Genomic DNA, 13,990 nt, shown 5'->3' with positions numbered 1-13,990 from the left:
AATATTTTACATAATAAGGAGAGAGGATGAAGCTTTATCGATTAAGGGTTTGCATATTATTGTGCTCTTTAATCTTTATTATGCAGCCTTTTGCTAAAACATCTCTCTCCTCTTTCAATGTTACTGATCAATTGAACTCTTTAAGACGACATTATTATTGTCCAATTGATGATCGTGATTTTTCTCCAATTATATATGACTGTTTTTCAAGTCTGACAGGAAATCAATGTCATATTGATTATACTCAGTTTGAAAATAAATTCTCGATCTTTGGTAATAATCATTTTGTCACTTTACCTCCTTTACCAGTCCTTGCGCCGGATAAGGCCTATTTAGAGGCCAGAAGGCTTCAGCGTTTATTAAGCAAGAATGTTCCCCGTGCACGAATTTATAGCAATAAACAAAATATGGAATGGATTAGACTGGCCAAAAAAGAAGTTGAAAAATCAGGTATTCTCTTGAAACGGGCGCAGATTTTAGTTGTGGTTGATCGCAATCCCAAGGTTCAAGCTTTATGTTTTGTGCTGGCGTTTCCTCAAGGCACGGATCAATGGATGGCATTTGGGGGAGGACATGTATCTACAGGAAAAAAAGGACGTAAATTATATTATGTCACACCGACAGGTGTATTCATGAATACTACGGAAAGGTTGGGATATCGCGCGTTGGGTACCAAGAATAAATTAGGGATTCGTGGTAACGGAACGAAAGGAATGCGAGTATGGGATTTTGGTTGGCAATGGGCTGAAAAAGGGTGGTTGCCTAATCATGTAAAAGGTCAGATTCGGTTGGAAATGCATGCAACAGATCCTGTATATTTGGAACCAAGACTGGGCAATTCTGCATCTGAAGGATGCGTTCGTATTTCTGCCCATATGAACCGTTTTATAGATCATTATGGTATCATAGATGTTTTATATGAGCAGGCAGCAAAACAGAATAAACGGTTTGAAGCTATTTTATCTAGAAATCGCCAGGTTACACCAATTGCTGGTGACCTGTTGGTTGTTGTTGATTCTTCAGAGAAAATTAAATGATAATTTCAAATAAAGAACTGGTAATTTGGTAAAGGGTTGGTTAACTAATATGGAATCATTTTCAATTTTCGATTTCAAGATAAGGTAAAGTCTATGAATATTACTGAAAAAGAAGGCAAGTCATTACAGTCATATTTACAGAAAAAATTAGGGAATAACAATTTGAAGGTTATTTTGCCTAAACGTCAGGGACAGCCTGTTGAATTATGTATTCAAGAGGGAAAAACACTTGAGTCAATTGGAACAGTTTATCGTGATGAGGATGAAGGTGAAATTTCTTATGCGATCTCAATGACAATATTAGAAGAAGATCTTGTATAATCAGAACTAGTCTATTTATTCTGTTGGAAAAGTTGGGCAATAACCTGATCAGGTAAAGATATGTTTGTAATTTTCCAACGACATCTTTGTAATTTCATTGTCAGGCTTAAGGGTGGCATGTTTTCACCAGGAATTATGATTCTTGCGTGCATTGTAAAAGGCGAAGAAAAATAGATATGGCTCGACATATAAATTTGTAATGCATTCTTCTTATTTTTCAAAGAAGAGGATGATGATAATGTAGGCGGGGATATATAATCAAGTAAAACATGTAAACTATTGTGATTGATATGATGATCAATAGCATTACTTACCGCTTCAGTCGCAAAAGACGTTCCAAAATCCGGTAATTCATCCAGGTCTTCTTTTGAAGGGCTGTGAAAATCTTGAGTGAGATATTTTTTTAAGTGATCTTGAATAGAATGCCAGTTCAAACTTTTGGTTAGATATTTAGTATCGTGGGTCTGTATCGCCTTAGAAATAGACCATAGGGTCAAATACGGATAGGCAATGTATATTGTACATAATACAATTATAACCATTAACCATTTTATATATAAAAACAGATTTTTTCTATATTTTTTTTGGGATATGTATAAAAAAGTCATATTCTTGTTATTTAACCTGTTTGAATAAGATTTATGGTAATATGTCTCTTGCCTTTTTGAAAGAAGGCATTGAATTTATTATAACATAATTATTATTTTATATTATAGTAACGATTTGATCCCTTGATTTATATTTGAAAGACAAGATAAAATGCAATGCGGTTTTTTAGATCATCTTATTAAAAAAAGCTTAAATTGTTTTTTATACATTTCATTTTTTATATCAATATTTTGTTTAAATATTTTATGTTTTTCCACGACCGCTTTTACTCAGGAAAAAAATCAGCATAAACAGCTTGTTTATAAAAAAAGTATCAGGAAAAAAAGCCACCCAGTTTCTCACAAGAAAAAAAAGGTTCATATACAGGAAAACTCTCAGACTCAATCTGTGAATAATAATGAGGGGGGGGGCACAGCTGCAGCTGGAACAGCAGTGGGAGTCGCAACCGCTTCAGCGGCCGCAATCCCTGCTGCAAGCAGCATTCCATCTCAGGAACCAGAAAAGGGTTCTGTTACAGGTTTGCCTATTCCTCATTTTCTTTCTTTACGTGCGGATGTGGTGAACATGCGAGCAGGCCCTGGAACCCGTTATCCTATTATCATGATTTATCACAGACGTCATATGCCAGTAAAAATTCTTAGGGAATTTGATGTCTGGCGTCTTATTGAGGACGTGGATGGACAAAAAGGATGGATCCAGCAGGCTATTTTATCCAGAGAGCGTTTTTTCATTACAACTGGAATGCCGCTCAGTGTCATGGATGATAAAGATAAATTACAAGATGAAACAAAAGAGAAATCAGAAGTAAAAAGCACAGACAGCTATATTTCAGAATATGTATCCAAAACACAAAATTCCCAATTATCGGGTCAGGGTGTTATTGTAAGGACTGTTCCACAAGAGTCGGCTGATCCAGTTGCGATTTTGAAACCCGGAGTTGTTGGAAGTATAAAAGAATGCCAACCTAACGCCAGTTGGTGTAAAGTTAAAATTAATACCTATATAGGATGGATACCAAGATCAAATATCTGGGGCTTGCTTCCACAGGAAATTATCCAGCCTCATTAATTTTCTTATTGAATAATGATATATAGGAATAAAGAATTCAAATTTGATACGTTTGAATTCACAATTAAAAATGTAAGGAACTAATATTATGAAAGATAAATCATTAATCTTAAGAGATCGTCGGGCAAAAATTGTATCAACTTTGGGACCTGCTTCCTCAACAAAAGAAATGATCAAGGCTTTGTTTTTGGCCGGGGTTGATGTTTTTCGTTTGAATTTTTCCCATGGTACACATGAGGATCATGCAGAACGATATCGTATTATCCGTGAAATCGAAGAGGAAACAGGTAAGGTTATTGGTATTTTGGCCGATATTCAGGGACCTAAATTGCGCGTAGGGAATTTTGCAAATGGTAAGGTCACTCTAAAAAATGGAGCAATTTTTCGTTTAGATTTAGATCCGGCATTAGGTGATGAACATCGTGTCTGTTTACCTCACAAAGAGATTATCCAAAGTGCAAAGCCAGGGGCAAGATTATTGCTTGATGACGGTAAGTTACGTTTAACGGTTCGGAATGTTGGTGCAGATTATTTGGAAACCGAAGTTACCGTCGGCGGTGTTTTATCTGATCATAAAGGTGTGAATGTTCCTGATATGGTTTTGCCCATTCCAGCATTGACAGAAAAAGATCATAAAGATTTACGTTTTGCATTGGATCTGGGTGTTGATTTTATCGGGCTTTCCTTTGTTCAGCGTCCAGAGGATGTTCAGGAAGCCAAGGCTATTTCCAATGGTAGAGCCTGGATTATCACCAAAATGGAAAAACCACAAGCAATTGAAAATCTTGATTCAATTCTTGAAGTTACAGATGGTGTAATGGTTGCCCGTGGTGATCTTGGTGTTGAAATGCCTCCTGAAGAGGTGCCCCTAGTTCAAATTCAGATTATTCGCAAGGCGCGCAGTCTTGGTAAACCAGTGATTGTGGCCACTCAGATGTTGGAAAGCATGATTTCATCACCAACACCTACCCGTGCTGAAGCTTCTGATGTTGCAACTGCTGTATTGGAGGGCGCTGATGCGGTCATGTTGTCTGCTGAAAGTGCGGCAGGTCAGTATCCGAAAGAAGCAGTTTCCATTATGAACCGTATTATTACACGGGTTGAAAAAGATAAAGAGTGGACAAAATTAATGGAAGCCACGCGTGAACAGCCTCAACGTAATATTGCTGATGCCATTGTTGCCGCTGCCCAGAAAATTTGTGCGACTTTGTCTGCACCCGCTGTTGTTGCCTATACGCATAAGGGAACAACTGCCCTGCGCATGTCGAGAGAACGTCCAAACAGTATGATTTTTAGTCTAACGCCAAGTGTTGAAGTGGCTCGTAGGTTGGCATTGGTGTGGGGTATTCATCCATGTACAACAAATGAGGCTTGCATACCTTCTTGTACTGTTGAACATATTGTTGATGAAGCCCGTAAAACGACGCAAGAACACAATATTGTCAAAAAGGGTGACCAAATTGTTGTTGTTGCCGGTGTTCCTTTTGGTCAGACAGGCAGCACGAATTTGATTCGTGTTACAGAAATCAACTAGTATTTTAATAAAAATAAAATAATTCAATTTTTTAATACGGGAATTTCTTTTCCCGTATTTTTTTTATTGTTTCAATTTGATCGGCAAGAAGAGAATACGTTATCGGTTGTCGAATAATAAAATTTTTCTCGTCTGTAAAATCGGATAAATTTACAAAGTTCTTTTCATAACCGGTAATGAAAAGAATTAGTAGATCTGGATAATTGTTGTGAAGTGTTGAAATTATATTTTGATTGTTGAATTGCTGTAATATCCTGGTATCAATAGTGATAAAATCGAAATTTGAGCTATTGTTTAGTAATGTTGTTGCCTCTGGATAAGTTTTAACCATGGTCGCTGTATAACCAAGATCTTCAAATGCCTCGCCTAAAAGTGTACGAAGATGGTAATCTTGTGAAATAATTAATGTTTTATAGCATAATTGCCGGGTATCATTTGTGAAAAAATTTTCCACAACCAAAGGGCGTCGATATCGTGGAAGATATAAATCAATAATAGTGCCTTCCATATACCTGGAATGCAGCTTTAAATATCCGCGTGACTGTCTGGTAAAACCATAAGCCATTGAAAGGCCGAGTCCGGCTCTTTTTCCCAAAGGTTTGGTTGTAAAAAAGGGATCTGTAACACGGTCAATATATTCAGGCTTGATGCCTTTACCATTATCCTTTATACTTATTTTTACGTAGTCATCAGGTTTAATGGAAAGCTGATTGGCAAGAGTATGGTCAATAGATAAATTTTTACTGGATATATTTATTCTTCCTGTCAGGGATTGTATCGCTTCACAAGCATTTGTAAAAATATTGATCAGTGCGGTTTTAAATTGTTCTGGATCGCAAAAAACAGGCCAAATATCTTGACTCAAAGAAAAATTAAGAAAAATGGTTTTGTCTGAATTCTTATGAAGTATGTTTTGAAAAACATCAGTCAGAATTTGAATGATGTGATTGGGGTTCGTAACGTGCGGAATGAGAGTTTGCCTTCTTGAGAAGGAAAGAAGCTGATTTGTAATGACTGAGGCTTGGGATGCCGCTTGTTGGGCAGCATTGATATAAGTGGGTAATTTTTCCAGTTTTTTTTGTTGAATTCGCAAATCCATTAATTCCAGATTTCCAATTATTCCACCAAGCAGAGTGTTGAAATCATGAGCTATGCCACCGATTAAATGCTCGATTGATTCTGTTTCTGGTTTTTTGTGATCGGTTATATTTGTAATGATTCCAAGGATACCGTTTATTTTATTATGTTCATTATGAACAGGATTAAAGGTAATGGTAATTTTTTGCAAGAGATGAGAGGATGAATTTTTGGCGTGCTGCTGTTGAAATGTGTAACTGAAGGATTCTCCTTGATAAACAAGTTTGATAATTTTATTGAAATTCTTGTTCTGTTCTGGCCAAACCTCCAGTAGAGGACGCCCCAAAAGGGCAGGATGTTTAAAATCAATAAAGGGAACGTAGGCTTCATTATAAAATGTGATATACTTCTTTCCCCAAAAAAGAATCATGGGAAGTGAAGAATTCATTAACAGGGAAATCGTTGTATGTAGTGTAGACGGCCAATTTTTTTGTTCTCCTAGCGTTGTGTGTTTCCATTCAAATGTATTCATCAGTTTTTGAATCGATGGGAGTTTTGATGGCAGTACGTTCATTTTATGATTATCTTATCTTAGGGTGCTGAGGAAAAAGCCGATAAATTAAAATAAGATATCTTAATGAATAAGACCAATAAAATGATTATGCTTGCTTATTATTGATAAGGGATTTACGAATTTCCCGTCCTTTTTTAATTGTTTTTACAATATAGTCCTCATCTTGCCAGCGAATCGCTTTTGCCATTGCCTGGGCATCTTCGGTAAAGCGAGCCAGCATTTCCAGAATGGCTTCACGGTTATTGAGAAAAATATCCTTCCACATAATTGGGTCAGATGCTGCAATCCGTGTAAAATCCCTAAATCCGGACGCCGCGTAATCCAATACCTCGGAACGTGTTTCATCGGCCAGACTATCTGCTGTATTGCAGATAGTAAAGGCAAGTAGATGTGGCAAATGACTTACAATTGCGCAGATTTTATCATGATGTCTTATATCAAGAATGCGCGTATTCGCCCCCATGGCCTGCCAGAATCGCTCGATCTTATAAACGCTTTCTTTTCCGGTTGAGGTGGTGGGCGTTATCAGGCACCAACGATTTTCAAACAGAGATTCAAAACCAGCATCAGGACCGGAAAATTCTGTTCCGGCCATGGGATGTGCCGGAACAAAGGAAATATCAGAAGTAAGATAGGGAGTAATGGCGGCGATGACAGAAGCCTTGGTGGATCCTGTATCGGTAAGAATGGCCCCTTTTTTCATATGTGGAATAATTTGTTTGGCAACTTCTTGCATGGCACCAACAGGTATTGCGAGGATGACGCAATCTGCATTTTTAACTGACTCAACAGGGTCTGAACTGACTTTATTGGCGATTTTTAATTTCTTAACGCGATGACAAACTTCAGGGTGATTATCAACAGCAACCGTATATTCTGAAATAGTGGTATCTTTTTGAATGCGTCGAAGAATTGAAGAACCGATTAATCCTGGGCCAATGACGGTGATATTTTTAAAAATTGGAATTGATGTAATTTTATTGGTCATAATGTTAATTTGTTTATTTGAAATTATTCAGAAGAGGGATCAACAATTTTTTTATTTTTTGAATATTTATTCAAATAATGAATTTCAGTAATTTGCCATAATAGAAGGGTTGGCACCCCAATTAAAATATCTCTGGCCCTGCGCAAGAGAGAGAGGCTGAAGGATAAATGGGGATCAATGCCAAATATACTGCCTAAAAGAACGTATGCGCCTTCTTGTATACCAACACTAGCGGGAACAAGAAACCCGATGGAAAGGGCAACACATACAAAAGCCTCGATAATGACGGCCTCCTGAATGTTGATTGAAGCTCCCAGGAATTTATAACAAAGCCATGTTCCAACTGCACCAGCCAACCAGCCTATTAAATGGATAATACAGCTTAACAGAACATTTTTTGGATTCGACCAGATTTGATTGATTGAATTTTGAAAGGAATCTGCATTGGCATTAACTTGATCCTCCCATTGTTGGGCAATATTTTTGCTGAGAAAATTGACAAGTTTTTTAATTAAGGCACTTCCTTGTCGTTGGGACCAAATAAGGGAAATGCTGCCTATCAACAGAAAAAAAATTCCAATGATGATAAACCATTTAAGATTGAGTTTGGTGCCGGGAACGGTAATATTTTGTAAGGTCTCATGATATTGTCCAATTATCAGGAAGCATATGCCAACAATGATAAAAACAATTTGTCCAAGTGTCTCGGTGGTAATATCAACGATATTCGAGCTGACGGCATGGGCAATTGAAAGATCTTTAGGGTTTTTAATATAACGGTAGCCTTTAAAACATACGGCGCGGATACTTAAAAGAATTCCGCCAACTTGTGAAAAAGGTAGACAGGTTGCCGCAGATTCCCGTAAGAAACGGGCCCATATCAAGCGCAGCATGCCTATATCAGGACAGATGACATGCCAGGCATAACTTAGTAAAAGAATGACAATAACCTGCCATGAAGAAAGAATGAGTAATCCTTTTATTCCCACCGAGGAAAAAGATTGAACAATACTGTCCATACCAACCCAGACAGCTCCGCCAATGAGAAGGGTAAGTCCGAGAAAGAACAAAATAATTGAGATTTTTTTCAAAACAAACCGTATGTTATTTTATTAGAAAGTTATTTTATATTATTAAATTATTTGCATACTAGTTAGAAATAGAGCTAATTACAATACACGTTCCTACGTATCTTAGTTATTGATTTGCAAAACTTAAAAAATATAAACATGATGAATGAGGTCAAGATGGTCGCGCCAACGTTTGTGACAGGAGCAACAGGCTTTGTAGGTTCTGCCGTAGCCCGCAATTTAATTGCCCATGGACATCAACTTAAATTATTGGTTCGGGCGAATAGTAATCGTCAAAATGTGCAGGGATTGGAGGCTGAATTGGTCGAGGGGGATCTGGCTAATCCCAAAAGTTTTGCCGATACGTTGCAAGGGTGTCGATATCTTTTTCATGTGGCAGCTGATTACCGGTTATGGGTACCGGATCCTAACAGAATGATGCATATTAATGTCGAAGGCACACGTCAGTTGATGCTGGCCGCAATGGAAGCCGGCATTGAAAAAATTGTTTACTGCTCTTCTGTGGCAGCCCTTGGATTGGTTGGGGACGGCAGTGTTGCTGATGAAACAACACCTGTTCATCATATAATTGGTGCTTATAAACAGTCCAAATATCAGGCTGAACAGGTTGTATTGGAGCTTGTAAAAAACAAAAAATTGCCGGCGGTGATTGTTAATCCCTCTACCCCCATTGGTCCTGGCGATATAAAACCCACTCCTACGGGAAAAATGATTTTGGACTGTGCCTCTGGAAAAATGCCCGCTTATGTTGATACAGGCTTAAATATTGTGCATGTTGATGATGTTGCCAATGGGCATCGGTTGGCTTTGGAAAAAGGACGTATTGGTGAAAAATATATTTTAGGTGGTGAAAATATGTTATTACGGGAACTCTTTTCAATTGTCGCTGAAATTGCTGGTGTAAAACCTCCCTTAATAAGACTTAATCAGAAGGTTTTGTGGCCGGTAGCTATTATTTCGGAGTGGTTGGCTCGTACACTTAATATAGAGCCACGGGTTACGCGTGAAATGCTGATGATGTCTTATAAAAAAATGTTTTTCTCTCCTGCCAAGGCAGAAAGGGAACTCGGTTATACATTCAGGCCTGCAAAAGAGGCCTTGAAAGATTCCCTGTTATGGTTTTGGAAGCAAGGATATCTTAAACAATAAAATAATTTAAAGACTTGAAATTTAAGATGAATATAAATGGTGCAATATTATGTTAGTATTGGCAGGTGTTTCTTTTGCAATCTGGATAGGATTGATTTTTTTTCATGGTCGTTTTTGGAGTAGGGGACCGATTTTATATCCTCTATCTCGGGAAGAGCAAAAGAAGCAGGATTGTTGGCCAGAATTGCATGTTATTGTCCCGGCGCGTGATGAGGCGGAAACAATCGAGAACGTCATTTTATCCTTGTTAAATCAGGATTATGCTGGACGGTATGATGTTACATTGGTTAATGATGGAAGTACTGATGGAACCGGAACACTGGTCAGGAAACTGAGGGAGACCTTGTCGGAAGATCAACGTGAAAAACTACAAATTGTTGATGCATCTTTTCGTCCCGATGGATGGAGTGGTAAATTGTGGGCCTTGTCACAAGGAATAACAAAAGTTACCCAACAGAGGTCAATGAAAAATTCTTTTTTCTTTTTTACTGATGCCGATATTTTTCATGAACCGACTCATCTTTCCTCTTTGGTAAATAAGGCTTTACGAGATAATTTGAATTTAGTATCCGAAATGGTAAAGCTTCGTTGTGAAAGTTTTTTTGAAAAAGCCTTGATTCCTGCCTTTATTTTTTTCTTTTGTATGCTTTATCCCTTTTCAAGGGTGAATAAAGCTTCGAGCACTGTTGCGGCAGGGGCAGGCGGAACAGTTTTAATTCGAAAAGAGGCCTTGGATCGGATTGGTGGTATTGCAGCGCTGAAAGATGCATTGATTGATGATGTAACCTTGGCGTCTTTGGTTAAAAGAAATTGCGGAAGAATTTATTTGGGACATAGTTCTCAAGCTGTTTCATTAAGGCCTTATGAATCTGTTGAATCCATTTGGAACATGATTACACGTTCTGCTTATGTTCAGTTGAATTATTCATTGGTTTGGTTAATGGTAACCATTATCTTGATGACGCTGATTTGGTTCACGCCTTTTATACAGGTTATTTTTTCCCAGGGACGTGTGCAGCAACTGGCATTTATCACTTATATGATGTCAATTTTGTCATTTGTTCCGACGTTATCTCGTTTTCAAATTTCCTATTTATGGATTTTGGTTTTACCATTTATTGCTTTGTTCTATTTGTTTGCGACAATTGGTTCAGCAATTAATTATTACCGGGGGAAGGGAATGGTCTGGAAAGGCAGGGCTTATACAGACAATTCCGGTACAGCTCATGAACAGGAAACCGGTATGGGTTTAGGAGATCTGGTTTCAGTACGGAATGGGCACAAAAATGCAAAACAGAAGGATTAATTTATGCGTTCAGTGAATAATCATTGTGATCTATATGATTTTTCAATTTGGGGGAATGAAGATGTTTCTTCTGGCAAGGGGGTAAAAGATGAGAATTTTCCAGTAGGATCTTTATTGATTAGCCGTAAATTGAGACCTCATGTACAGGCATATTATAATTTCGCAAGGGTTATTGATGATATCGCTGATTCCGAAATGTTAAGTTCGGAAGAAAAAGTTAAACGATTGAATGGAATGCAGGCTGTTTTATGTGATGATGTGCCGGCACCCGATCGGGCTGATGTCCAGTCTGCAAGATATTTACGTAACAGTTTGTTGGAAACGGGTGTATCTTTTGACACCGCAACGGATTTATTGATTGCATTTCGTCAGGATGCAGTAAAAAATAGGTATGAAACTTTTGCCGAGCTTCTCGAATATTGTCGATATTCTGCCAATCCTGTTGGTCATTATCTACTTGATCTTCATAAAGAAAATGCTGATACAAAGCCAGCTGCAGATGCGTTATGCACCTCTTTACAAATTCTTAATCATTTGCAGGATTGTAGGTCTGACCTCATTCGCCTTGATCGCTGTTATATCCCGTTGGATATGCTGCGTGCAGAAAATGTTGATGTACAGGCGGTTAAAGACGAGGGAACAATAAGCGGATTAAGGAATGTATTTGATTATATTCTTGACTATATTGACGATTTAAACAGGGAAGCTGAACAATTAATACGATTGACGTCCAATCGACGGTTAAGAATGGAGATTTCTGTAATTCTTACGCTTGCATGTTCCTTGACTGAGCATTTGAGAAAAGAGGATCCATTGGCAACAAGAGTGAAACTGAATTATAAGGATGCGATCAAGGCTGTTCTATATGCTTGTCCACATATTTTAAGATAATAGTCCTGAAAAAGATAAATTATTGATATAGGGTAATAGATTATCCTATTATTTAATTTGCTAATTTTTGTTTTCTTGCTTAAAACTGTTTTAATTTATTTTTAACTATGGAAAGGTCCGATCAAATTATGCAAAAGCCGCTAGCTGAAACTGCACAGATAATGGGATGTGGCGAGCTTGATTTGATCTTTGTCGAGGCAATCGTTCGTCATGCAAAGACATCTTTTGCCGCAGGCATGAAAATGTTATCCCCTGAACGTCGTTACAGTATGTTCGCCTTGTACAGTTTTTGTCGTATTGTTGATGATATTGCGGACGATATGGGTGAACCTGAGGTTAAACAGAAACAATTGCAGAAATGGCGCGATAAAATTGAGCTTCTGTATAATGGAAAGGCTGATGGTTCCGTTGAGAATGTGTTGCTGGGCTCAATTCAACGGTTTGGATTGAGGAAAGAAGATTTTCTTGCCATTATTGATGGTATGGAAATGGATGTATTAAATCCTGTTATTGCTCCTGATGAAGCCAATCTCGATTTGTATTGTGATCGGGTCGCTTCGGCAGTGGGTCGTTTGGCAATCCGGATTTTTGGGGATTCATCAGAAGCGGCTGAAAAAGTCGCTTATCATTTGGGCCGGGCACTACAGATAACAAATATTTTGCGCGATCTAGAGGAAGATATCGAACGAGGGCGCTTGTATTTACCGAAAGAATTGTTGGAACGTTTTCATATTTCCCTGATTCCTGAACGATGTATGCAGAATCCCTCAATTCAAGAAGTTTGCAATATTATGTCATATCGTGCCCTGGATCATTTTCATTCTGCTGCGAACTATATGAAACAATGTAAAGTTGATGCCATTCGGCCTGCAAAAATTATGGCAGCTACTTATCGCTTTTTATTGGGTAAACAAAAAAAATTGGGGTGGAAAAAACCTTTTAAAAGAGCATCCTTATCGACAGGGGAAAAAGTTATTGTTGGTATGGTTGGATTGATGGTATAGCGTTCAATAATATGGCAAAGAAACATATTCATATTATTGGTGGGGGGCTGGCTGGCTTGTCTGCCGCTGTCTTTTTATCTTCAAGGACAGATGCGCAAATCGCGCTTTATGAAGGAAGTCCAACATTTGGTGGGCGGGCCCGTTCTTTTTATGATTCAAAATTGGATCGTTTGATCGATAACGGTAATCATTTAATTCTTTCTGGAAATGATGCCGTTTTTGATTATTTGAACAAAATAGATTCCATGAATAGTCTGACCAGTTCAGGAATTCCCCTATTTCCCTTTTTTGATCTTGATGAAAACAAACATTGGGATGTTAGTTTATCAAATGGAAGATTCCCTTGGTGGCTATTTAGTAAAAACCGTCGGGTTCCAGGTTTTAAATTTCCCGAATTGATGGCTTTGTGGCATTTAATTAAGGCAAATCATAGTCAAACTGTTGCCGATTGTTTGGTAAATGGTGAATTTTCCCGCCGTCTTCTGAAACCGTTTGCCATTTCTGTTTTGAATACTTCTTGTGAGGTTGGTAGCGCAATTTTGCTGGGTTCTGTTGTGCGTCAGTCTTTGCTAAAGGGAGGAAAGGCTTGTGTTCCCTATTTTCCAAGGGAGGGATTGTCAGAAACCTTTGTAAAACCGGCTTTATCTCTGATAAAATTGCAAGGTGGCAAAATTCATGCGACATCTCGCCTTTCTGAATTGCATCGGCAAGACGGATATGTTGATTATTTTATCGTGAATAATGAAAAAATAGAACTTAGTTCAGAAGATCAGGTTATTCTTGCGGTTAATCCTTATACGGCAAGACAGGTTTTATCTTCAATTTTACCTGACATTCCCTTGCCAGATGAATTTGAAAGTATATTGAATCTTCATTATAAAGTTGATTTTGCCTTGCAAATGAAGGGGAGTGTTGAAAAGGCAAGGTTCATCGGTGTTATTGGTGGAATTAGTGAATGGATTTTTGTTAAAGACGGGGTGATTTCGGTAACTGTAAGTGCAGCCAATCGTTTTACGGGGTCCGATCCTGAAAATTTATCAAAATTAATTTGGCAGGAAATCAGGAAAACTCTTGAACCTTTCCTTTTTTCTCCTTTGCCTGAAGACGTACCGACCTATCGTCTGTTGTGGGAAAAAAGGGCCAGTTTTGCTGCAACGATAGAACAAAATAAACGTCGTCCTTCCTGTTATACGATATGTCCAAACCTGTTTTTGGCAGGAGACTGGACCGCTACGGGTCTTCCCTCAACAATTGAGGGGGCTATCCGTTCGGGATATAAGGCGGCTCAGGCGATTTTATAGCTTATAAACTCGGGATAATTAAGGTTAGATTTTTTATCAA

13 protein-coding genes are annotated in these 13,990 nt (G+C 38.1%); 9 read left to right on the top strand and 4 right to left on the bottom strand.

What is annotated here, in order from left to right; all coding sequences use genetic code 11:
* The first annotated feature begins 26 nt into the window (after positions 1-26).
* Both D9V35_RS08285 and D9V35_RS08280 read left to right on the top strand, forming a co-directional pair.
* A complete protein-coding gene (locus D9V35_RS08285) occupies positions 27-1,037 on the top strand; it encodes a L,D-transpeptidase (protein WP_146206666.1) in 1,011 nt (336 codons plus the stop codon).
* Positions 1,038-1,130: 93 nt separating this feature from the next.
* The gene (locus D9V35_RS08280; protein ID WP_110439075.1) at positions 1,131-1,358 is read left to right on the top strand and encodes a DUF3126 family protein; all 228 of its coding nucleotides are present in this window, start codon (positions 1,131-1,133) and stop codon (positions 1,356-1,358) included.
* Positions 1,359-1,369: 11 nt separating this feature from the next.
* On the opposite strand, the gene D9V35_RS08275 is transcribed toward D9V35_RS08280, so the two are convergent.
* Positions 1,370-1,900, bottom strand: coding sequence for a DUF2939 domain-containing protein (locus D9V35_RS08275; protein WP_162988617.1), 531 nt, complete (start codon positions 1,898-1,900; stop codon positions 1,370-1,372).
* A gap of 454 nt (positions 1,901-2,354) precedes the next feature.
* Here D9V35_RS08275 and D9V35_RS08270 point away from each other — a divergent pair, with 454 nt between their 5' ends.
* Positions 2,355-3,035, top strand: coding sequence for an SH3 domain-containing protein (locus D9V35_RS08270; RefSeq protein WP_162988616.1), 681 nt, complete (start codon positions 2,355-2,357; stop codon positions 3,033-3,035).
* An 88-nt stretch (positions 3,036-3,123) separates the two neighbouring features.
* Positions 3,124-4,569 carry a pyruvate kinase gene (gene pyk / locus D9V35_RS08265; protein ID WP_110439072.1) on the top strand — a complete coding sequence of 482 codons (1,446 nt, stop codon included), beginning with the start codon at positions 3,124-3,126 and terminating at the stop codon, positions 4,567-4,569.
* Between the two features lie 31 nt (positions 4,570-4,600).
* Here the strand turns inward: pyk and D9V35_RS08260 are convergent, their stop codons facing one another.
* From D9V35_RS08260 to D9V35_RS08250, 3 genes are all read right to left on the bottom strand, one after another.
* Positions 4,601-6,220: an ATP-binding response regulator gene (locus tag D9V35_RS08260; protein WP_122124093.1), complete on the bottom strand. Its 1,620-nt coding sequence runs from the start codon at positions 6,218-6,220 to the stop codon at positions 4,601-4,603.
* 85 nt (positions 6,221-6,305) lie between these two features.
* The gene (locus D9V35_RS08255) at positions 6,306-7,208 is read right to left on the bottom strand and encodes a prephenate dehydrogenase/arogenate dehydrogenase family protein (protein ID WP_122124092.1); all 903 of its coding nucleotides are present in this window, start codon (positions 7,206-7,208) and stop codon (positions 6,306-6,308) included.
* Between the two features lie 23 nt (positions 7,209-7,231).
* Positions 7,232-8,299 carry a lysylphosphatidylglycerol synthase domain-containing protein gene (locus tag D9V35_RS08250; RefSeq protein WP_155568557.1) on the bottom strand — a complete coding sequence of 356 codons (1,068 nt, stop codon included), beginning with the start codon at positions 8,297-8,299 and terminating at the stop codon, positions 7,232-7,234.
* 156 nt (positions 8,300-8,455) lie between these two features.
* Between D9V35_RS08250 and hpnA the strand changes: the two genes are divergently transcribed.
* The 5 genes from hpnA to hpnE all read left to right on the top strand — a co-directional run bounded on the left by hpnA (position 8,456) and on the right by hpnE (position 13,950).
* A complete protein-coding gene (gene hpnA, locus D9V35_RS08245; RefSeq protein ID WP_122124090.1) occupies positions 8,456-9,448 on the top strand; it encodes a hopanoid-associated sugar epimerase in 993 nt (330 codons plus the stop codon).
* 49 nt (positions 9,449-9,497) lie between these two features.
* Positions 9,498-10,754, top strand: coding sequence for a glycosyltransferase (locus tag D9V35_RS08240; RefSeq protein WP_240993365.1), 1,257 nt, complete (start codon positions 9,498-9,500; stop codon positions 10,752-10,754).
* Positions 10,755-10,757: 3 nt separating this feature from the next.
* Complete coding sequence (locus D9V35_RS08235; RefSeq protein WP_122124088.1) at positions 10,758-11,645, top strand: squalene/phytoene synthase family protein; 888 nt, start codon at positions 10,758-10,760, stop codon at positions 11,643-11,645.
* Between the two features lie 128 nt (positions 11,646-11,773).
* Positions 11,774-12,649, top strand: a complete 876-nt coding sequence (gene hpnD, locus D9V35_RS08230; RefSeq protein ID WP_122124087.1) for a presqualene diphosphate synthase HpnD — start codon at positions 11,774-11,776, stop codon at positions 12,647-12,649.
* Positions 12,650-12,660: 11 nt separating this feature from the next.
* Positions 12,661-13,950, top strand: a complete 1,290-nt coding sequence (hpnE, locus tag D9V35_RS08225) for a hydroxysqualene dehydroxylase HpnE (RefSeq protein ID WP_122124086.1) — start codon at positions 12,661-12,663, stop codon at positions 13,948-13,950.
* Positions 13,951-13,990 lie beyond the last annotated feature (40 nt).

The sequence above is a fragment of the Commensalibacter melissae genome (assembly GCF_003691365.1).
In the GTDB taxonomy this organism is placed as follows: domain Bacteria; phylum Pseudomonadota; class Alphaproteobacteria; order Acetobacterales; family Acetobacteraceae; genus Commensalibacter; species Commensalibacter melissae.
Note: the sequence above shows the minus strand (reverse complement) of the source record. Positions and strands in the feature narration are given on the sequence as shown.